We start from the raw sequence: 19,124 nt of genomic DNA, 5'->3' as shown, positions 1-19,124 counted from the left end.
GAAACAGAAACCTAAGTCGTGAGTCTTAGGAATCCCCCACTATATCGGTACTCCGATTAGTGGCGGGAGGATGTCAATCTACAAGGTGTATTTATGAGCTTCGTTTGGGGAAAGGTAAGACTACCTTTGTTTGTCTACCCCTCGATCGCTCATCATGAAACCTAAAACTATCCTCAATGGTGCAATTCTATTTATTGGTCTAGGTCTGGCTGCTTATTCTCAACTTAATGGTTATCGATTACGATTCAATGTCGAATCTGTCCCTGTCGAAGCTGCTAAAGACCCAGAGGTGGCAACCGAAGTATGGCAAGTCAAAGAAGGCTCAATCTATGACGGTGACACTTTAAGAGTAGTTCGAGGTACTGAAGAACAAAAGATTAGATTCTGCGGAATTGATGCCCCAGAGAAAAACCAGGAATTAGGAACTGAGTCAAGAGATCATCTGCGTAGCGAAGCCATGCCGTAGGCTTATCGCGCAGAAATCAGCTCAGAAAGAAGGTTTAGGAATTTGGAATGGTAATCCTCAACCTCTTTGGGAATGGAGAAAGGCTAATAAGTAAGTAAGACAATAATTACTAAAACAAATAGTTTGAATTATAGATAACGTGAGTTCGATGAAAATTATTTGAGCAAAGAAAAGGCTGAGACTTATGCTAAAAGAAGTATTTCAAGTCTCAGCCATGGAATTAAAATCTCGTATCGATCTTACCGAAATTTTTTGCGATGTAGATGACTTCTATCAAAGTTTTGAACAATATTGCCATTCAATTCCTCAGTTAACAGCGATGCCTTCGGCTAGGCGGAGCCTAATCGCAGGAGAAAAAAGGTGTCGTAGTAGAATGAGTCTTAGCGAGGTCATAACTATCGTAATCGCCTTTCATGGCAGTGGTTACAGAACGTTCAAAGAATTTTACACTTTACAGGTGAAACCTCATTGGCAAAAGGCTTTCCCGAATTTGGTCAGCTATAACCGTTTTGTGGAGCTAATGCCTTGGTCAAAGATGCTATTGTGCTGCTTTCTACAAACTAGGAAAGGGAAAATTACGGGGATTAGCTTTGTTGATTCGACACCAATTGAAGTCTGTTGTGTCCCTGTCGTAGTTATTCTCACAAAGTTTTTGAAGGACTGGTGGGCTGGAGTAAAAATTCTGTCCTAAAGGATCCCTAACCCTAAAGGGTACACTCAATGCGATAAGTGCAAGCCGCTTCGCATAAGGGTACACCTTCGGATAACCGCTTCGCATATATCTCTCTTTTGTCACTCTAGGCAGTTGAGCAGTAAAACTCATCCCAAGAATAGACCAAATATCTTAAGCAATCAAACTCATTTATTTTAGTGATAAGCCTCGGAAATCCCAATGAAAGTTGAGGAACGGGAAAAACTTTAAGCCATCTTAAAATGAGATTAAAACAGATAAAAGGTTGTAGAATTAATTGCAGATTATTTAAGGCATTGCTTGCTCCGTCCTATACGCTGAGGTTTCCTCAGCGCGGGCGGTGCGCTTTTCCAGCCTGTTCCTGAATCCCATAAAGAATGTTGTTGATAGGTTTCTGGAACAGAATTGACAGAAGGATTAAAGGATACATTATGAAGACAAACCATTAAATAAGCACACATAACTAATTCCCACCATTTTTGAATATCTGCGTAGTTCGTTAGTCGAAAATCTGCCCATCCCAACTCATTTTTACTATTTCTAAATCCCTGTTCAACAAAAGCTCTTATTTTGTAGATTTTGCCTACCTCTTGGTATTTTAAGTTGGTAATTTTGGTCATTAAGAACCAAGTTGAGTCATCGGCAACAGTTTCTTTGTCGGTTGTTATCTGCCAGTATTGTATTGTTCTTCTTTTTCCATAAATTATCTCTCTAATATATCGAGTTTCTTCTTTTCCATTAATATTGAACCCCATTTGTTTGAGTTCTTTCACTAATTCTGCTCCTAGTTCTGGTTTAGAGTAATATTTATCTCCCTCTTTTAATCTTTCTTTTGGCTTGAATATTTTAAACTTTAAAGGAAAGGTCATTCCTTCACAATAACCGTAAGCATTGACCGACACTATTCCCTGGTCAATTTTTACGGTTATTGCCAATATATTGTCTCTTGACATAATCAGTCTTTTTTCCTTTCTTCTTATCTCCTGTTTCATCGATAATTACTATAATTTCTTTCCCTTCTAAAATGGATAAGATAATTTTTAATCTTCTTTTCTCTAAGTCTTCTGCTTGCCACGGTGATTGACTAATAAAATGATGTAGCGATGCAGCACGGTCTTGTTGGTTTCCAGCAAAGAGCGACTGCATCAAGAAATCCTTGAGCATTTGTCTTACCTATTGCTTTGGCGATTGCGAAGCTAGCCGTTGCGTAGCTGCCGTAGGCATAGGCATCGCTGGTAAACTTTTCCTTTTAAGGTCACTTAATTTACCCAACTGAAGATATTTAAATGATTCATAAGCTCTCACTTCTATGAATAAATCTTTATATAGTTCGCAGTAAGTATCTACACATTGAACTGTTGGTCGAGGGGAGCGAGGCTTAACCATAGTCTTTGTCTGACTTTCAAGCTTTTTCCCTCATTTTACTTTGCCAAGTCGTGACAAAAGAGAGTTAGTTCAATTGTCATTGTTTGAATAACGGGGAGAACATTACAATTGAATCCAAAAATATTAAAAAGAAATAAGCTCGCAGCTATTAACCATCCCCGCTTTAACAAATTAAACATTTGGATACTCCTAGTTAATAATCTTTCTCAACCGAATCATCTTGATATTTTAGTTTGATTGGTCAGATAAAGCGATCGCTATAAACTAGATTAATTTGAACTAAAACATAATGTCAAAAGTCAAGTCTAAACCCTGCGATTTATGTTCTACTGAAGTTGATATTCGCTATCGTATCCAATATCAAAAAAATGGTGACTGGAAATTAGTCTGTTCTGCCTGTTGGCAAAAAGTTAGTCAAGATAATCCTTTCTACCGTTACGGTGGTACATGGAAAGCTCGTAAGTAGCAATAGCGATCACCACACTACGATACAATACTCTGCAAGTGCGATGCCTTTGGCTAGGCGGAGCCTAATCGCCAACAAGTAAAATGCCTGTAAATCCTAATCTCTATCCCGACAATTGGCAAGAATTAGCTCGGACAGTGAAAGAGAGTCAAAATTGGTGCTGTGAATCCTAAAGGATTCCTAAAGGATTAGCTCGCTTCGCTCCCGTCACCGCTCCGCATATGTTGTGGCAAGAAATGCTATAAACCAGGAGAAAGACCAGGTAAAAGCAAACCTACTCGTAGAGTATGGATACCTAAACCTGGAAAGGATGAAAAGCGTCCATTGGGAATTCCCACAATCAAAGACCGCGCCTTGCAAGCGTTACTAAAAAAAAACGCTCTAGAACCAGAATGGGAAGCTCGTTTTGAGCAGAATTCCTACGGTTTTCGACCAGGACGTTCCTGTCATGATGCTATCAAACAAATAAAAAACGCAATTCAACTTCAAGCCAAATACGTGCTAGATGCTGACATTGCGAAATGCTTTGATAGAATCGACTCCATATGATGGAAAGTTAATTTACTGGAGTACCAGGATGGGGCGTAACCCCGATATGTCCTCTCGAAAAGCATCTTTGCTCAAGAGACAAAGTTGGTTGAAAACTAAGGTGATGGTGTGGCGATTTGTGGTAGATTGGTTTTCTGTTTCTGTCATAGTCTATTGAGTGGAGTTTTGGGTGTAATCTGAGTTCGGGTAAGGGCGATCGCACGTTTTTTTTTCAGAGATGAAGCAATTTGATTCTGATGATTGAGTATAATGATTCATTCAAATGCGATCGCTGCGTGTATAATCACCATTATTGAGTAAGTATCGAGTCACTTCTATATGGCACTAAACCAGAAGGAACAATTGCTGAAGCAAGTCCCAGATGCACTTCTTGATCGTCAAAAAAGATTTGTGCTTTGAACGCTTTCAGTATTTGATCCTTAGAAATACCACCTAGAAAAAAAGCTGCATCAACTCTTATAGTCATTTTAATTAATTTCCCTATGGTTACTTTGTATTAATGATGATGGTGAATTTTACTTGTTACTTGTGAGACAGTTGCGTTGCGGAGGTTTCCTCCGTTGAGCAAACTGTCGAACCCGAAGGGTTACTTGTTACTTGCTACTTCGTTATAAGATCCACTGGTTGCTATTTGAAATGACTATACATCCCAAGCTCTTAGTGTCTTTATTACTCTCTCGTGAGCAGGACTATTACGAGCCGTAACGATAGCAATTCTCACAGGAGCATTAGCAGGCTCAAATCCTTTTTGCATCTTACTAAGAGCTATAAGCAGCTTTGCAAATGGACCTTCTTGCAATGGCTTGTTTACATTCTGACGTTCATTTTCATAAAAAGCTTCTAGTCCTTGTGTCTTATATATTGCTTCCGACTCTTCCGAAAAAAGAACTGCGTCAGCGTCGAAGGCAATCCGAACCTTGTCCGTCATTTCAATAGAATCATTTTGGGGAGGATCGTAAAGCATTGCAGCAGCAAAACCAGCATCTATCGCCGTTCCCACATCTTCGTTAGATTTTGATAAAAAAAGATCGACATTAAATCCTTCCAAATAGTTAGCCAAAGGTTCACCACCAGTTAAAGCAGCCCTTGTAATGCTTAATCGAGTTAAAAATACGAAGACCAGTATCAGGACTATTTTTCGACATAACAATGACTTCCACAAGCCTTTCACCCTTAAGCTTATTTAGCTCAAGTAAGTTCTTGACTAGAGGAAATGCTGTTCCAGGTTTTAGCACATCGTTCTCATGCTCCAATTGATAATCTATATATTTTTCAAGACCTTCGTCCTTAAATATTTTCGCTTCATGTTTCAAATCAAAAAGCGCACGTGATGAAATACCTATAACCAATAATTTAGATAAATCGTATGGCACGGCTCAAAACCTTTTTTCTCTATTACTTAACCAAGCTATCTAATGCCATTTGATAACTGTATGAGACAAATCACATTGAATTAATTACCAGCTATAAAAAACTTTCAAATTGCTCCTCATACTAAAGTTCGGGAGTAAGGCAAAAAAACTGTAGTTCTGTGGAACTAAATATCGATTAAAGACGAGTCAAATCTTAGGGTAGCCAAGGTTGACTCGTTGTTATTTTTGATATGTAAAGCAGATAAACACACACAAACTACAGTTGTTTAAACAATGAATAGCACTTTTAACGTAAAACCCCAACCTCAAGTAAAAGAGCGAGTACAAGAAGAGTTTCAATTTGAACCTCAAGCCAAATCCAGAAACGGTAAAAAACTTTATTCCAAACAATTCATATCCAGCTTCCGTATCGAATCCCAAGATCTGCCTTTTGTCGCGGTCGGTATTGCAGGTAGCATCTACTTGGCGGTTACCGATCTAATTTTGTTGGTTACTATTCTCTCAAGTTTTTTGGTAGCAGGGAGCATCTATTTCATTTCAGCCTGTTTGCCTCTAGTAAGTAAAAAGCTCAACTTGAGAATTTCTATCTGGCACATTTTAACAATTGTTTTCGGTTCAACTATGGCTTTTAGTGCTTGGCAACCCAGTCACGCTTTGTTCCTAACTGGATTAGAAACAGCAATTGATGGTTTGGTAACGAATGGGGGAGTAGGCAGTATTAGTACGACTCAAATCGCAACTTTATTTACTTTTGTCCGAATTTCCTTAGTCTTAGTTGGTCTTGGTGGTGGTTTTGCAGCTTGGCAACAGCAACAACAAGGTCAATCCATGACACCTATTATCATGTTCGTCGGCGGTTTGTTCGGTATTGTTCTGGCGATTGACATTCTGACAGCGGTAATTGCCACTGGCGCGTAAGAAGAGCTTACAGCTTATAGCTAAAAAGCGAAGCGAGGCGGTCTTGGGGAGCCAGTCCTGAAGACGGGTTTCCCGTCGCAGGGAACTGGCGTTGGTTTCCCCCATGAGCCATCGCTTCAAGAACTAATTAATCCCGAACGTAGTCTATCAAGCAACTTACCACAAAGTCATGGAAACTCTAGAAAAGCTGATTTCAATCAATCCTGCCCTTAACCGTAAAGCCAAGTTCTTTGGTTTCATGCCTATCTCTCAGGTTATGCCCCTTGGAGTAATCGCCTTCTTCTGCTTTTTAATTGTGGGGGCAGCGGGAGGGAAAGACAAGCACTTTGGAATCGCCTTTGGCTTTATGACTGGTACATGGCTTCTAGCAACTGGCGCTCACCCTCACTATATGACTGACAGGATGCGTCCTTTTCCTGGAAAAAATTGGACTCACACCAGACTTCCCTATGTCTCACCCATACCCGAAAACCGACCAGCCCAACTACGCGAAGCAATCAAAGATGATGGGCGTTGTTCAAACGAGGGTTACACTTTGAGGAAAAATCCCTGATTTAGACCGAACATATGTTCTAAAATATTGCACTGGGACAAAGAAATAGGGAATATGGTTAAATTAGGGATAATAAGCCCAATTTATGAGTAAACCGAGTGAATTCAACTGATTCTATAGCTTCTCGTCTTCAACCTCTTCATCGTCAACAATTAGCAGTTCAAGTCTGATCAAAGCAAGAACCAGTAAGCCATCTAGCCAAGAAAAAACAAGTCAGTCGCAAGTTTGTCTATCAACAAAAAGCAATTGCAGAAGCTGCCTTGAATCAAGCTTTTGAACAGGAAAAGAAAGAGAAGGAAGTTTTATACTATCTTCCGATAACACAACAATGGATCTTTCAGTTCATCTTAGCGTTGATTCTCATCTGTCACTGTTCTTATCGAGGAATCAAAGAGTTATTAAGAGATTTATTTGATTATTCTGTTAGTATCGGTACAATACACAATCGAGTAACTGAAGCGAGGCAAAAAGCCCAAGAAATCAATCAAGCTCAAGATTTATCCTCAATTGAGGTGGCATTACTCGATGAAATCTTCCAGAGTAATCAACCAGTGTTAACAGGAGTAGATGCTGATTCAACAAAGCTGCTTTCTCCTGGAAGAAGTAGAACATCGAGATGAAACTACTTGGGGCTATTATTTACTGGAAGCAGAGTCACAGGGATTGAATCCTGACTACACCATAGCTGACGCGGGAAGTGGAATCAGAGCGGGACAAAAAGCAGCTTGGGGAGAGAAGCCTTGTCATGGCGATGTTTGGCATATTTTCGACCAAGGTGAGGCTTTATGCCGAAATTTAGCTAAAAAAGCTCAGGGAGCAATCACAAAAAGAAAAAAGCTAGAGCATTCGATGGAATTAGCCAAGTTAAAGGGCAAAGGAAATAAATTATCAGCTAAACTAACTCAAGCTCACAAAAATGAAGCAATACTCCAAAAATTAGCCAGTGACATCAGAATATTACTCTTTTGGTTGAGAAATGACATTTTATCCTTGGCAGGGGCAGAGTGGTCTGAAAGAATGGAATTAATGAATTTCATGATTGAACGAGAGGGTCGGCGGGGAAACCCCGCCATGACCAATCGAGTTGTTGAGGAGCTTCGATTAAGAGAAGAAGAGGCTCACAAAGGGATTAAAGGCTTAAGAGTAGCTTGATCAAATCAACAAGCAGATTTATTAGCTTTTGCTCAAGTTATTGACCAGAAAATAGCCTGTATTGCCCACAAGTTTCAGATTTCTCAACTCACGGGGTGCGACAGGTCTGTTTATTGATGAAGAAGTCCCTATCAACTAATGTCTATTGGCAGAAATGGAATCAACTCTATCAGAAACTAAGGGCTAAATTTCTTCCCATAAAGGAAGCGGTAGAATCGGCAATGAAATCAACCCCCAGAGCCAGTTCTTTAGTTGAAAACCTTAAAGCTTCGATTGGATATGCTGGGGAAACCCCAGCATCCCTCTCGCTCAATTCTCGCCTCAGAAACTATTTCCATCTCAGAAAACACCTCGGTTCTGATTATCTAGAACTGTTGCGGTTCTTCTTGAATCATCACACCTTTATGACCAGTCGTAAGCTCGAAAGAAAAGGGAAAAGTCCTACCGAATTGATGACAGGAGAAAAACATCCGCATTGGTTAGAAATGTTGGGATTCCAGAGATTTCAAAAAGCCTGAAAATTAGTCTCTAACAATAATACTAATGTCCTGATAAGCCTTGTGATTACTGGGCTTAATTTAAGCTGCATTTGTTACCCAAAATCCCCGTTTTTGAACAACGCCTTTTTTTGAATCTTTTTTGACTTGCACTCAGGACATTGCATTTTATTTGACTGCTATTTACAGTTTGCGATCGCATCTTTAGAAAATCATACCTCAATCCAGCAACGCCTATCTTTATTTCAGTGTTAATTTGGGCAGGGAAATTAACAGGATTATTTGATATAGTAGTCAGGCAATTAGAACCAGTAATGTTGTGGTTAAGATTACCAAAAGAAGCTGCACCTTCATTTTTATATGGCTTTTTCCGTCGCGATTATGGAGCAGTAGGAATGTTTGATTTGCACTCTTCAGGAATTTAACAGGTCAACAATTAGTTGTGGCAGCAGTAACCCTAACTCTGTTTATTCCTTGCATTGCTCAACTACAATTTATATTCAAAGAAAGAGGCGTTAAAACTACTATCGCGATCGCCAGTTTTGTTGTTTTATTTGCTTTTTCTGCGGGCTATATTCTCAACCAAGTATTAACCATTATGGAGGTAAGTTTGTAATATGTTTACTCAACCTTTGCTTTGACAATTCAATATTCTCCTTTGACTTGTTTAGGAGCTAAAACCCAAGGTATGATTACTGCTATTAAAAATAAAGATGAAAAAATAGTCAAAAAACTTTTAGCAATGGGTGTTCATACAGGAATGCAGATTACTTGAGCAAATAAACATATTATTAATAATAATTATCGACAAAATAATCATATTAAATCATAAAAAAATGAAAAAAAGAACTTTTGTAACATTTTTGGTTTCGTTGATTATTTCCTGGTTATTAGTAGTCGGATTAGGTCAAGTTCATCGTTTTAGTTCCAACACTTTTGCTCAATCTAATCAGCCTCTAGATTTAACCGTTTCAGCAGCAACAAGTTTACAAGATGCTCTCGAAGCTATTAAACCGATGTATAAAAATAACCAGCCTGAAGTAGACATTACCTATAACTTTGGTTCTTCTGGTTCACTGCAACAACAGATCGAACAAGGTGCACCTGTAGATATTTTTATTTCTGCTGCTGCTAAACAAATGGATGCTTTAGAAGCCAAAAATCTCCTTTTACCTGAAACTCGTCGAGATTTACTAAGAAATAAAGTAGTTTTAATCGTATCAAAAGATAACACAACGATCAAAAGCTTTGAAGATTTAGGCACAGATGCTTTAACGAGCATTGCTTTAGGCGAATCAGAAAGTGTTCCTGCTGGTAAATATGCCGAGGAAATTTTAACCTCGTTGGGAATTCTCGATGCCGTTACACCCAAAGCAGTTTACGGGAAAGATGTACGTCAGGTACTTAATTATGTAGCTACAGGCAATGTCGATGCAGGAATTGTTTATATTAGCGATGCTAAAGCTTCTGAGGACGTAAAAATAGTGGCGACTGCCCCTGAAGATAGCCACTCTCCTGTAATTTATCCAATTGCAGTTTTACAAGATAGTGCTAATCCAGAAGCAGCCAAAGAATTAGAAGACTTTCTCTTTACTCCTGAAGCTCAAACTATGTTTCAAGAATACGGTTTTATCACAGTTAGCAGTTAATTGACGAAGGACGAAAAACAAATGACCAAATCAACCTTAAAACGAGACTGGAACGCTTATTATGATGCCGTTAGCGATCGCCCACCGAGAGAAACGCTGTTGACTGCTTTAGCTGGATTTAAAGAACCAGGAATAGCGATCGATCTTGGTTCTGGAGATGGTCGGGATACAGTGGAAATGTTACGGCAAAATTGGGCAGTATTGGCTATAGATAGAGAACCTGATGCTATTAATCGTTTACTCGCCCGTCCGCATTTTAATACTCTACAATTAATCACTCAAATAGTTAGCTTTGAACAGTTACAATTTCCCAAATCAGTAGACTTAATCAACGCCAGCTTTTCCTTGCCTTTTTGTTCAACCGATGCTTTTCCTAGCTTGTGGAATCAGATTTTTAATTCCTTAGTGCCAGGAGGAAGATTTTGCGGACATTGGTTTGGCGATCGCGATTCTTGGAAAAATAGTGGGTTAATTAATACTTTTACACTACAACAAGTAGAAGCTTTACTAAAACCTTACACCATTGAACTACTAGAGTCAGAAGAACATCCAGGCACAACTCCTCTAGGGGAAGATAGATATTGGCACGTTTTTCATATTGTCGCCCGAAAATAAATGGGTAATTTGTTGTTCTTAAGCAATGACTAATGACTAATGACTAATGACCAATAACCAATAACCAATTAATAATACCCAATGCTCGATCTGTCCCCCATCTGGATCTCCCTCAAAACCGCTAGTACTGCTACGATAACTACTTTTTTTCTGGGTATTTTAGCAGCACGGTGGATGTTAAATTATCAGGGCAAATTTAAGGAAGTGATAGAAAGTTTGTTCACTGCCCCTTTGGTACTCCCTCCCACCGTGGTTGGTTTTTTATTACTGCTGTTATTGGGTAAAAATGGCTTGATTGGGCAAATTTTAGCTCATTTTGGTCTGACAGTTATTTTCTCCTGGTATGCTACTGTGATCGCTTCGACAGTCGTTGCTTTTCCCTTAATGTATAAAACTGCGTTAGGGGCATTCAAACAAATTGATACTAATCTTTTTGCCTGTGCCAGAACCCTAGGAGCTTCAGAAAATAGAATTTTCTGGCAAATTATGCTACCTTTAGCCAAGCCTGGGTTGCTTGCTGGTACTTTACTTGCTTTTGCTCGTGCATTAGGAGAATTTGGTGCAACTTTAATGTTAGCAGGGAGCATTCCTGGCAAAACAGAAACAATTCCGATCGCGATTTTCTTTGCTGCTGAAGGTGGGAATATGCAGCAAGCATTATGGTTGGCAATTATTATGCTGGCAATTTCTTTGGGGGTAATTACAGGGGTTAATTATGGTACGGAAGAGAATGGAGGTAGAGGGGGTAGAGGGGGTAGAAGGAGTTTTGGTCTAGTTAACAAAATTGTTCATAATCAAACAAGAGAGAATTATCCCGTACCGAAATATCCTATTCAATTAATTGTCGAGATTCAAAAACAATTACCTGGGTTTAGATTAAATGTTTCATTTGAAACAGATCAAACGCCGTTGGGGTTACTAGGGGCTTCTGGGGCAGGCAAAAGCCTAATTTTGCGATGTATTGCTGGTTTAGATACTCCAGATCAGGGACGTATTGTTTTAAATGGCAAAGTGTTATTTGATTCGGAAAAAGGGGTTAATTTACCGCCACGAGATCGCCATTGTGGTTTTTTGTTTCAAAATTACGCCCTGTTTCCCCATCTAACAGTTGCCGAAAATATTGCCTTTGGAATGCCGTCAGAAAAATTTAGTCGAGAGATCAAACAGGAAGTAGAACAACAACTCATTTCAGTAGACTTAGCAGGAATGGGCGATCGCTATCCAGAAGAACTTTCAGGTGGACAGCAACAAAGAGTAGCTTTAGCCAGAGCCAGAGCAAGCGAACCAGGGATAATGTTATTAGATGAGCCTTTTTCTGCTTTAGATACTTATTTACGCGATCAACAAGAAAAAATCCTCAGAAATAACTTAATTAACTATCAGGGAGTAACTTTATTTATTACTCATAACCTCGAAGAAGCTTACCGAGTATGCCCTAACTTGATGATCATAGATCAAGGTAAGGTGACAGCGAGTGGTACAAAACAAGATATATTTGAGCATCCTGGTAATTATCGCACTGCCCAGTTGACTGGTTGTAAAAACTTTTCTCGCGCTGTAATGATTAATGAAAATCAAGTTAAGGCAGTTGATTGGAATTGTATCCTAGAAACAATCGAGCCGATGCCAAAATCTCTGGAACAGATCGGCATTCGCGCCCATCAATTAATTTTTCCTGATACAAATAACCAAGTCAACACTTTTCCCTGCTGGTTAGCTACTATTAGCGAAACCCAACACCGCATGACTTTATATCTTAAATTAAATAAACCTGCCGAACATCCCGAAGATTATCATTTACAAGCGGAAGTGTTTAAAGATAGATGGCTGGAACTAAAAGAGCGTCCCTATCCTTGGCACATTCAACTTCATCCTTTAAAAATCATGCTTTTTATCTCTTGATTTTTTTGGGTGGTAACACGTCTAATCTCCTGACTTTTAACGGCATCTTTGAGAGTAGGAAATAGTTATGTAATAAAGTTCGCTAACCATAGTCAAAAGGGACAGATGGGTTATAAAATCAGGAAGACAAAAATTGGGGGCTGAATCATTGGTCACAAGTTAAGGAAATCAGAAAAAAGTCAATCGAACTTAAGAATTGCGTGAAGCTCAGAGAGAATAAGCAGTTGAAGGATTTTATTTCTCTATGAGTAAAAGCAAAAGGCTAAGAACTGGTTGTGGGTTTTCCCCCGTGACGCAACCAGTTCAGTAGTTCGAGAGCTTCAGCACGGGAAAAAATACTAAAGTTAACTCCATCGGCATAGACAGTAGCCCCCAGAGGGAAACTACGACCAGGCAAAACATCACTAGTTAAATAACGATCTCTTGAAGTGCCAGTTTTAGTTGCCAATAGTTTGTTTAGCATATTTTTTCCCCTTGATTTTTGTTATTAGTTACTCGTTTTTGATTCTTTGTTTTGGCGATTAACAACTAACAACTAACGACTAATAACTCCACTTCCAATTAACCACTTCAGGTTTATCCATGCCTTCGGAATGAGCATAAGCAAGATTATCGATAATCTCATCTCTCATTCGTTCTCTAACATAAGCAGCACGAGAACCCAAGTGAGGAACACGATCGATTACGTCAATCACCAGGTTAAAGCGATCAATTTGATTAAGAATTGCTAGCTCTAAAGGCGTATTGATATTGCCCTGTTCTTTATAACCGCGAACGTGAATTCGTTCTTGATTGGTACGACGATAAGCTAGCTTGTGAATGAGCCAGGGATAGCCGTGGAAGTTAAAAATTACAGGTTTATCGGCAGTAAAAAGGACGTCAAATTCGTGATTTGATAAACCGTGAGGATGTTCAGTTTCGGTTTGTAGACGATATAGATCTACCACATTAATAAAGCGGACCTTTAAGTTGGGAAATTCTTCGCGCAGAATAGCTGTGGCTGCCAAAGATTCCTTAGTGGGAATGTCACCACAACAAGCCATGATTACATCAGGCTCATCTGGTTCTTTACCACAGTCGTCGTTACTCGCCCATGACCAGATACCAATCCCTTTCGTGCAATGCTTGATGGCTTCTTCCATCGTTAAGTATTGCAGGTGCATCTGTTTGTCAGAGACAATGACGTTTACATAGTCTTTACTCCGCAAACAGTGATCGGCAACTGAAAGCAAACAATTAGCATCGGGGGGAAAATAAACACGAGTAACATCCGCACTCTTATTAGTTACCAAATCGACAAAACCTGGATCTTGGTGAGAAAAGCCATTATGATCTTGTCGCCAAACCAAAGAAGACAACATGATATTGAGGGAAGAAACCGAAGCCCGCCAAGGTACATAATTTTTGCAGATATCTAACCATTTAGCGTGTTGGTTAAACATCGAGTCAATGACGTGAACAAAAGCTTCGTAAGTATGGAAGAAGCCATGTCGCCCTGTCAGTAAGTAAGTTTCCAGCCAGCCTTCGAGGGTATGTTCACTCAACATTTCCATCACTCGACCGTCAGGAGATAGCATACTACCATCTTCATCTTCAGGTAAATAATCTGCCAACCAAGTTTTTTTAGTGACTTCATAAATAGCAGAAAGACGATTAGAAGCGGTTTCATCAGGGCCAAAAACGCGGAAGTTAGTCATGTTGTTGCGCATCACATCCCGCAAAAATTTGCCTAATACTCCAGTATTTTCTACTTCCACCGTGCCAGGCTTGTCCATTGCCACTGCATAGTCACGGAAATCAGGTAATTTGAGTTTTTTACACAGTACACCGCCGTTAGCTATTGGATTAGCACTCATACGGCGTATACCTTTGGGTGCAAGTTCTTTTAATTCGGGGATCAAAGTCCCATTCTCGTCAAAGAGTTCTTCTGGCTGGTAACTCTTCATCCATGCTTCCAAAAGTTTGACGTGTTCGGGATTAGAATGCATTCCTCCCATCGGCACTTGGTGCGATCGCCAGAATCCTTCAACTTTATGACCATCGACATTTTTCGGCCCTGTCCAACCTTTAGGAGTACGCAGGATAATCATGGGCCAACGGGGATGGAAGGCTTTATTTTGACTACGGGCTTCTTGCTGAATTTCTCGAATTTTGACAATGCATTACAGCTAATCCTGTAGTAACTTCTACTTGACGCTCACTTTCTCCATACCAATGCGAAAGTGTAACGTTTGACCATTGTGTATCAGTATTTAGCAGGATTTGTTCTAGGTTGGGCAACCTCTTTCCTTTAAGGCGAGGACGACTCATTGTACCTGGAGGTCTTAGTGGAGCAGGTTTGACCATATTGCACGATTTAATACTCGGTGATCATTCTGAAAGTTCGGTTTATCCGACAGTCCCATCACTTCTAATATTGAAGTTACAGTTCGTTTTCCTGTGGCTAAAATACTACCGACCAACATGATTTGAACATGATTCCAAACCTTTTTGGAAAAGAGGGCTGAGGCTGGTTGACTGACAAAAGAGACTATTAAAAACTTTAGAGCAGAAGCTATGAGAGGGCTGAGGACTTGAAAAATATTTTGGAGGAGTCAGTACATCATTAATCAAAGTTTGATAGCCTCTGATTTCTGGATGTTTTTTAGCTGTGGCGCGAAACCATTCAAGAGTTTCAGTATCAACGCGAATGGAAATTGCTTCCGTATTTGGTTGCCTCTTAACCAGTTTAGCGTTCTTAAAGAATTCTTCGTGTGACTTCTCCTACATCTGTACGCGAAGCGTCAGTGTAGGAGAAGTCACAAAATAGCGATAAATATAGTCAACAAAATCAGAATTACTCTAAATAAACCTGTTTTACAAAGCAAGAATCTTGATGATTTTCGGCTTGTAATATAATTGTAAATTATATTTTACTCCGTCGGCTATTAGCGATCGCCTGCTAGAAAATGATTTTTCGATCTACTGAAATTGCGATCGCCATTATCAAATTTATCAATTGTTGGGAATATCAATCTTGCGAACATAACTTTGATCGCTCTTCTGCCCCCTGGCGAGGGATGTCACAAATCAAGGAATTAGCTTTGCAGATATCTGGTTAAGTAGTCAGACAAAATTAATTACATATTGCTTGCCAAATTCTCGAAGCATTGTTTCGACAGAATTAACCAGGCTTCGCCAGTCTCTATAAGAATCAATCTCCATCCATTGATATGGTAGTCCTAAACCTGTAAGGATGAATTGTAATGGTGAACAAAAAGCCAGATAGCGCCAATGTGATTTTCTAGCTTTTTAGAGAAGGAAAGCGTTTTACGAACTAATCGCGAGACGCGTTGGCGCATCGTACAGTTGAACCGCTCAATCTAACTGGTTCTCCCCGTCTCTTTGCCAACTGCCTGGTGTCGCTTTTCAGGGAAGATCAGGCCGTAAGCACGCCAAAAATCTGTGTAAGCAACTGCACACTGACGGTAGACACCAGGCAACGATGCCCAAAGCGCTCTTGCTCCCTGTTCGGAACGGTCACCGACATGAACCCCGATAATTTCGCGAGTCTCGATATCTAGGGCAAGCCACACCCATTGTTTGTTGCTTTTATGACCCACAAACGACCAGAGTTCATCGCACTGAATCGTTAGTCGCCCTTTTTTTTAGAGGAGGCCTTGACCTGCTGAGGAATCGACTCGTATTTGCGATTGACGTAGTCTTGCAACCACGTTTCGGATACGTCGCAAACCCTCGCAATCCCAGCCAGCGGAATCTTTTCGAGCAAGAGTTTATCGATCAGGTCTTTGGTCGCTTGAGAGATGAGTTGTTGCTTGGGGCACTCGACGAACTGACGACCGCAGGCTTTGCACTGGTGATTTTGAGTCCCGTTATGAATGAAACCGTTTTTGACGACGTTTTTGATTCGCAGCTTGGGCAACTTGGCATTGGGCGTCAGGGGCTAGAGAGTTCTTTGTGATCTTATCCTTACATTTGGGGGACTACCCATTTTTGAATTAGCTTGGCAATTTGCCCTACAGTTACGGGAATAAAACTCATAGCGATCGCTATTCCCCAGCCATCTAAGCCAGGATTGACGGTTTGTAAAGCATCTGAAAGTCCTGGCAAATATACCGCAGAAAGCAATAAACCCGTACAAATCAACAATGCACCCCAGATATAGGGATTAGTAGTTATTTCATTGTCAATTAAACCAGTTCCCGCCTCGCGCATATTAAATACGTGCCATAGTCTGCCAAAAGCTAGGGTAAGGAAGGATATAGTTACGGCTTTGGATTCGGCGAATTTGAAAGTAATTAATGCTAAAGCAAACGCACCCAATGTTGTAGTAGCAATTAATAAGCCGTAAAGTGCGATCGCCCACCAGTGTTTTTTGGTTAAGATTGACTCTTTTGAATCTCGTGGTGGATGCTGCATGATGTTAGGATTTCCTTCCCCGACACCTAAAGCCAGGGCGGGAAAAACATCGTTTACGGCATTGAGGAAGAGAATTTGTAGCGGTAATAAGGGTAGAGGTGCATCGATTAAAGAAACCACGGCGACAGCAATAATTTCGCCTACGTTCCCTGAGAGTAAATAAAGGGTAAATTTGCGAATATTACTGAAAATAGAGCGTCCCTGTTCGATAGCAGCAATAATCGAGCTAAAAGCGTCGTCTTGCAGCACCATATCCGCTGCTTCTTTCGCTACCTGAGTTCCACGTTTGCCCATAGCCACGCCAATATCGGCTTTTTTGAGGGCAGGGGCATCGTTAACCCCATCTCCCGTCATGGCTACAATTGAACCTGCTTCTTGGTGCAAAGAGATTAAATTGAGCTTTTGTTCGGGGCTAACGCGGGCAAAGATCGGTATCTGGCGCAGTCGTTCGTGTTCTTGTTGTGATAGTTCGTCGAGGCTTTTTAAAGCTTTTCCCAGTTCGGCTTCGGCTTCTGATTCGGTAGTCAAACCCACAGCTAGTCCAATATTACGGGCGGTTACTGGTTGGTCGCCTGTGACCATGATTGCTCTAATTCCCGCATCGTGACAGGCTTTAAGGGCTTGTTTGACATCCTGCCGTGGTGGATCGAGTAAGCCCACTACACCCAATAGAGTTAAATCTTTGTAGGGTTCGGCTACATCGCTGTCTACAGTCTTTTGCGCGATCGCCAAAATTCTCAGTCCTGACTTTGCCAAGCGATCGCATTTTGCTTGCCACGACTGATGTGACTCGCGGTTCATGTCTCGAACACCTTCTGAAGTGGAGTAATGAGTACAGGCAAGTAATACAGATTCGGGCGCACCTTTGACCGCCACGCGATACTTCCCCGATCTCTGGTGAAAAGTAGCCATAATTCTGGTATCTGAATCAAAAGCTTCTTCGCGGACATTTGCTTGCTGCTGGATTAATCGATCTCGGTTTAAACCAGCCTTTGCACCCATAGCCAGTAGTGCCACTTCTGTCGGATCGCCTACAGGTTTATCTTCTGTGTTGTTTTGGGGTAAAACCGCGTTGTTACACAGTACGCTAACTTCCAAAAGCTGTCTGAGTACTGTATTAGTGTTAGGGTCAATACAATTACCTTCTCGACTAAACTTACCTCGTGTTTGTGACTCCCCGCTTATATCTACCGTGCCAGAATCTAGAGCAACTTTACTGGCACTCATACGGTTTTCGGTTAAAGTACCAGTTTTATCAGTACAGATAATGCTGGTAGCACCAAGGGTTTCTACTGCCGACAAACGATTAATAATGGCGTTACGCTTTGCCATGCGCCACATACCTCGCGCCAAAGCTACCGTGGCTACAATAGGTAAACCTTCAGGTACGGCTGCCACCGAAAGTGCGATCGCCGTTTCTACCATCAAGAACAAGTCTCTACCGCCAATCGTTCCTGCTATTGCGACTAAAATTGCGATCGCCAAAGTAATCCAAATCAGCCTTTTACCCAAGCTATCTAATCTTTTTTCCAGGGGCGTGACTTCCTCTTTTGCCTCTGCGGTGAGAGAAGAAATATGACCCAGTTCTGTATTCATCCCCGTCGCAACTACCACGCCTTCTCCTGTACCTCGCGTTACCGCAGTACCTTTGAAAGCCATATTACGCTTATCTGCTAAAGCTAAATCTGACTCTAGAGCTTCTGTTATTTTGCTAACGGGAACAGATTCTCCAGTTAATGCCGATTCATCTATCTGAAGCTTGGAAGCCTTGGATAAACGAAGATCGGCAGCAATCAAATCTCCACCATCTAAAATTACAATATCTCCAGGCACTAACTCCTCAGCAGAGATCTCCCGCACAGTACCTTCTCTTCGCACCTTAGTTTCGGTTTTACTAAGCTGCTGCAAAGATTCCATCGAGCGCACGGCTTTAATTTCCGTAAAGAAACCAATTATGGCATTGAGCAAGATCGCCAGAATTACGGCAATTCCCTCAATCCATTCTTTAAAGATAAAAGAAAGAACTGCTGCCACTGCTAGTAGGGCAATAATCGGACTTTTAAATTGAGCGATCGCAATTTGCCAAGCACTACGCTGCTTAAATTCTTGGAGACGATTTTCACCATATCTTTCTCGTCTTTGCTCGATGGCTGCATTGTCGAGTCCTTCATTAACTCTAACCGATAAGTTCTGGAGGACAGTGGAGAGCGATCGCGAACTAGAATCATTAGCATCGTGGCGATCTACATTATTGCTAGTCGAAGTCATATTTTTGAAATCATAACTAAAGATTAATACAGGAACATTACTGATTACTGATTACTTAGTTACCTCATAACTATCCTGCTAAACTCTTTATATTTTTGTTCATCTGACTCCTCCCGTGGAGACCCCCGCTAAAACCGAGGCGGGTGTATTGAGCGCAGCGAATACCGCCTCGGGTTTAGCGGGGGGAGGAAACGGGGCTAACTGAGTGGGGTTCGATACC

18 protein-coding genes and 7 pseudogenes are annotated in these 19,124 nt (G+C 40.8%); 15 read left to right on the top strand and 10 right to left on the bottom strand.

All coding sequences use genetic code 11. The annotated features are described in order from the left end of the window. Nucleotides 1-154 precede the first annotated feature (154 nt). Together C7B62_RS26245 and C7B62_RS18490 are read left to right on the top strand one after the other, a co-directional pair. Entirely contained in the window at nucleotides 155-466 is a 312-nt protein-coding gene (locus tag C7B62_RS26245; RefSeq protein ID WP_199194272.1) for a thermonuclease family protein, read from the top strand. A gap of 184 nt (nucleotides 467-650) precedes the next feature. Beyond that, nucleotides 651-1,157 (top strand): hypothetical protein, encoded by a 507-nt coding sequence (locus tag C7B62_RS18490; RefSeq protein ID WP_233220037.1) that lies wholly within the window; start codon nucleotides 651-653, stop codon nucleotides 1,155-1,157. A 106-nt stretch (nucleotides 1,158-1,263) separates the two neighbouring features. Here C7B62_RS18490 and C7B62_RS18485 read toward each other — a convergent pair. Then, nucleotides 1,264-2,543: pseudogene (locus C7B62_RS18485) on the bottom strand (transposase). Nucleotides 2,544-2,832: 289 nt separating this feature from the next. On the opposite strand from C7B62_RS18485, the gene C7B62_RS26240 reads away from it, so the two are divergent. Then, nucleotides 2,833-3,009 (top strand): hypothetical protein, encoded by a 177-nt coding sequence (locus C7B62_RS26240; RefSeq protein WP_199194271.1) that lies wholly within the window; start codon nucleotides 2,833-2,835, stop codon nucleotides 3,007-3,009. A gap of 219 nt (nucleotides 3,010-3,228) precedes the next feature. Beyond that, nucleotides 3,229-3,549, top strand: a pseudogene (locus C7B62_RS18480) (reverse transcriptase/maturase family protein); the annotation flags it as partial. 21 nt (nucleotides 3,550-3,570) lie between these two features. On the opposite strand, the gene C7B62_RS26900 reads toward C7B62_RS18480, so the two are convergent. From C7B62_RS26900 to C7B62_RS18470, 3 genes and pseudogenes are all read right to left on the bottom strand, one after another. Further along, the gene (locus C7B62_RS26900) at nucleotides 3,571-3,705 is read right to left on the bottom strand and encodes a hypothetical protein (RefSeq protein WP_255414052.1); all 135 of its coding nucleotides are present in this window, start codon (nucleotides 3,703-3,705) and stop codon (nucleotides 3,571-3,573) included. 142 nt (nucleotides 3,706-3,847) lie between these two features. Next, nucleotides 3,848-4,030 carry a 5'-nucleotidase gene (locus tag C7B62_RS18475; RefSeq protein WP_255414053.1) on the bottom strand — a complete coding sequence of 61 codons (183 nt, stop codon included), beginning with the start codon at nucleotides 4,028-4,030 and terminating at the stop codon, nucleotides 3,848-3,850. A gap of 171 nt (nucleotides 4,031-4,201) precedes the next feature. Then, nucleotides 4,202-4,931, bottom strand: a pseudogene (locus C7B62_RS18470) (5'-nucleotidase); the annotation flags it as partial. A 273-nt stretch (nucleotides 4,932-5,204) separates the two neighbouring features. On the opposite strand from C7B62_RS18470, the gene C7B62_RS18465 reads away from it, so the two are divergent. The 10 genes and pseudogenes from C7B62_RS18465 to modB all read left to right on the top strand — a co-directional run bounded on the left by C7B62_RS18465 (nucleotide 5,205) and on the right by modB (nucleotide 12,217). After that, nucleotides 5,205-5,849, top strand: coding sequence for a hypothetical protein (locus tag C7B62_RS18465; RefSeq protein WP_106240363.1), 645 nt, complete (start codon nucleotides 5,205-5,207; stop codon nucleotides 5,847-5,849). A gap of 169 nt (nucleotides 5,850-6,018) precedes the next feature. After that, on the top strand, nucleotides 6,019-6,402 hold the full coding sequence (locus C7B62_RS18460; RefSeq protein ID WP_106240360.1) for a hypothetical protein: 384 nt from the start codon (nucleotides 6,019-6,021) through the stop codon (nucleotides 6,400-6,402). A gap of 260 nt (nucleotides 6,403-6,662) precedes the next feature. After that, nucleotides 6,663-7,022, top strand: coding sequence for a hypothetical protein (locus C7B62_RS26230; protein ID WP_199194267.1), 360 nt, complete (start codon nucleotides 6,663-6,665; stop codon nucleotides 7,020-7,022). Next, complete coding sequence (locus tag C7B62_RS26225) at nucleotides 6,970-7,554, top strand: hypothetical protein (protein ID WP_199194266.1); 585 nt, start codon at nucleotides 6,970-6,972, stop codon at nucleotides 7,552-7,554. Before C7B62_RS26230 ends, C7B62_RS26225 begins: the two co-directional genes overlap by 53 nt. Before the next feature lie 116 nt (nucleotides 7,555-7,670). Next, complete coding sequence (locus C7B62_RS26220; protein WP_199194265.1) at nucleotides 7,671-8,072, top strand: hypothetical protein; 402 nt, start codon at nucleotides 7,671-7,673, stop codon at nucleotides 8,070-8,072. Between the two features lie 194 nt (nucleotides 8,073-8,266). Continuing rightward, a pseudogene (locus C7B62_RS27215) lies at nucleotides 8,267-8,667 on the top strand (nucleoside recognition domain-containing protein); the annotation flags it as partial. A gap of 21 nt (nucleotides 8,668-8,688) precedes the next feature. Continuing rightward, entirely contained in the window at nucleotides 8,689-8,826 is a 138-nt protein-coding gene (locus tag C7B62_RS18445; protein WP_199194264.1) for a hypothetical protein, read from the top strand. Between the two features lie 61 nt (nucleotides 8,827-8,887). After that, nucleotides 8,888-9,700: a molybdate ABC transporter substrate-binding protein gene (modA, locus tag C7B62_RS18440; RefSeq protein WP_106240356.1), complete on the top strand. Its 813-nt coding sequence runs from the start codon at nucleotides 8,888-8,890 to the stop codon at nucleotides 9,698-9,700. 21 nt (nucleotides 9,701-9,721) lie between these two features. Next, nucleotides 9,722-10,315 carry a class I SAM-dependent methyltransferase gene (locus C7B62_RS18435; RefSeq protein ID WP_106240351.1) on the top strand — a complete coding sequence of 198 codons (594 nt, stop codon included), beginning with the start codon at nucleotides 9,722-9,724 and terminating at the stop codon, nucleotides 10,313-10,315. Nucleotides 10,316-10,396: 81 nt separating this feature from the next. After that, nucleotides 10,397-12,217, top strand: a complete 1,821-nt coding sequence (gene modB, locus C7B62_RS18430) for a molybdate ABC transporter permease subunit (RefSeq protein WP_106240347.1) — start codon at nucleotides 10,397-10,399, stop codon at nucleotides 12,215-12,217. Between the two features lie 262 nt (nucleotides 12,218-12,479). On the opposite strand, the gene C7B62_RS18425 is transcribed toward modB, so the two are convergent. The 4 genes and pseudogenes from C7B62_RS18425 to C7B62_RS18415 form a co-directional block, all read right to left on the bottom strand. Then, nucleotides 12,480-12,680 (bottom strand): hypothetical protein, encoded by a 201-nt coding sequence (locus C7B62_RS18425; protein WP_106240343.1) that lies wholly within the window; start codon nucleotides 12,678-12,680, stop codon nucleotides 12,480-12,482. A 79-nt stretch (nucleotides 12,681-12,759) separates the two neighbouring features. Then, a pseudogene (locus C7B62_RS18420) lies at nucleotides 12,760-14,379 on the bottom strand (phosphoketolase); the annotation flags it as partial. After that, complete coding sequence (locus C7B62_RS26615; RefSeq protein WP_146132137.1) at nucleotides 14,339-14,563, bottom strand: hypothetical protein; 225 nt, start codon at nucleotides 14,561-14,563, stop codon at nucleotides 14,339-14,341. The pseudogene C7B62_RS18420 and the gene C7B62_RS26615, both read right to left, overlap by 41 nt. A gap of 105 nt (nucleotides 14,564-14,668) precedes the next feature. Beyond that, nucleotides 14,669-14,959 (bottom strand): annotated as a pseudogene (locus C7B62_RS18415) (BrnA antitoxin family protein); the annotation flags it as partial. 206 nt (nucleotides 14,960-15,165) lie between these two features. Here C7B62_RS18415 and C7B62_RS25820 point away from each other — a divergent pair. Further along, nucleotides 15,166-15,318 (top strand): hypothetical protein, encoded by a 153-nt coding sequence (locus tag C7B62_RS25820; RefSeq protein WP_158260708.1) that lies wholly within the window; start codon nucleotides 15,166-15,168, stop codon nucleotides 15,316-15,318. A 120-nt stretch (nucleotides 15,319-15,438) separates the two neighbouring features. On the opposite strand, the pseudogene C7B62_RS18410 reads toward C7B62_RS25820, so the two are convergent. After that, nucleotides 15,439-16,147 (bottom strand): annotated as a pseudogene (locus C7B62_RS18410) (IS1 family transposase). 39 nt (nucleotides 16,148-16,186) lie between these two features. Then, the gene (locus tag C7B62_RS26895) at nucleotides 16,187-18,904 is read right to left on the bottom strand and encodes a cation-transporting P-type ATPase (protein ID WP_106240336.1); all 2,718 of its coding nucleotides are present in this window, start codon (nucleotides 18,902-18,904) and stop codon (nucleotides 16,187-16,189) included. Nucleotides 18,905-19,124 lie beyond the last annotated feature (220 nt).

This window comes from Pleurocapsa sp. CCALA 161, from assembly GCF_003003995.1.
GTDB lineage: Bacteria > Cyanobacteriota > Cyanobacteriia > Cyanobacteriales > Xenococcaceae > Waterburya.
This window is presented reverse-complemented; position numbering and strand designations above follow the sequence as displayed.

What these genes read in the sequence shown, in the direction of transcription:
- C7B62_RS26240 (WP_199194271.1), top strand. Translation starts at nt 2,833, where the DNA reads ATGTCAAAAGTCAAGTCTAAACCCTGCGATTTATGTTCTACTGAAGTT.
- C7B62_RS26225 (WP_199194266.1), top strand. Translation starts at nt 6,970, where the DNA reads ATGCTGATTCAACAAAGCTGCTTTCTCCTGGAAGAAGTAGAACATCGA.
- C7B62_RS18465 (WP_106240363.1), top strand. Translation starts at nt 5,205, where the DNA reads ATGAATAGCACTTTTAACGTAAAACCCCAACCTCAAGTAAAAGAGCGA.
- C7B62_RS18425 (WP_106240343.1), bottom strand. Translation starts at nt 12,680, where the DNA reads ATGCTAAACAAACTATTGGCAACTAAAACTGGCACTTCAAGAGATCGT.
- C7B62_RS26220 (WP_199194265.1), top strand. Translation starts at nt 7,671, where the DNA reads ATGAAGAAGTCCCTATCAACTAATGTCTATTGGCAGAAATGGAATCAA.
- C7B62_RS26900 (WP_255414052.1), bottom strand. Translation starts at nt 3,705, where the DNA reads ATGACAGAAACAGAAAACCAATCTACCACAAATCGCCACACCATCACC.
- modB (WP_106240347.1), top strand. Translation starts at nt 10,397, where the DNA reads ATGCTCGATCTGTCCCCCATCTGGATCTCCCTCAAAACCGCTAGTACT.
- C7B62_RS18460 (WP_106240360.1), top strand. Translation starts at nt 6,019, where the DNA reads ATGGAAACTCTAGAAAAGCTGATTTCAATCAATCCTGCCCTTAACCGT.
- C7B62_RS26615 (WP_146132137.1), bottom strand. Translation starts at nt 14,563, where the DNA reads ATGGTCAAACCTGCTCCACTAAGACCTCCAGGTACAATGAGTCGTCCT.
- C7B62_RS18435 (WP_106240351.1), top strand. Translation starts at nt 9,722, where the DNA reads ATGACCAAATCAACCTTAAAACGAGACTGGAACGCTTATTATGATGCC.
- C7B62_RS25820 (WP_158260708.1), top strand. Translation starts at nt 15,166, where the DNA reads ATGATTTTTCGATCTACTGAAATTGCGATCGCCATTATCAAATTTATC.
- C7B62_RS26245 (WP_199194272.1), top strand. Translation starts at nt 155, where the DNA reads ATGAAACCTAAAACTATCCTCAATGGTGCAATTCTATTTATTGGTCTA.
- C7B62_RS18490 (WP_233220037.1), top strand. Translation starts at nt 651, where the DNA reads ATGCTAAAAGAAGTATTTCAAGTCTCAGCCATGGAATTAAAATCTCGT.
- modA (WP_106240356.1), top strand. Translation starts at nt 8,888, where the DNA reads ATGAAAAAAAGAACTTTTGTAACATTTTTGGTTTCGTTGATTATTTCC.
- C7B62_RS26895 (WP_106240336.1), bottom strand. Translation starts at nt 18,904, where the DNA reads ATGACTTCGACTAGCAATAATGTAGATCGCCACGATGCTAATGATTCT.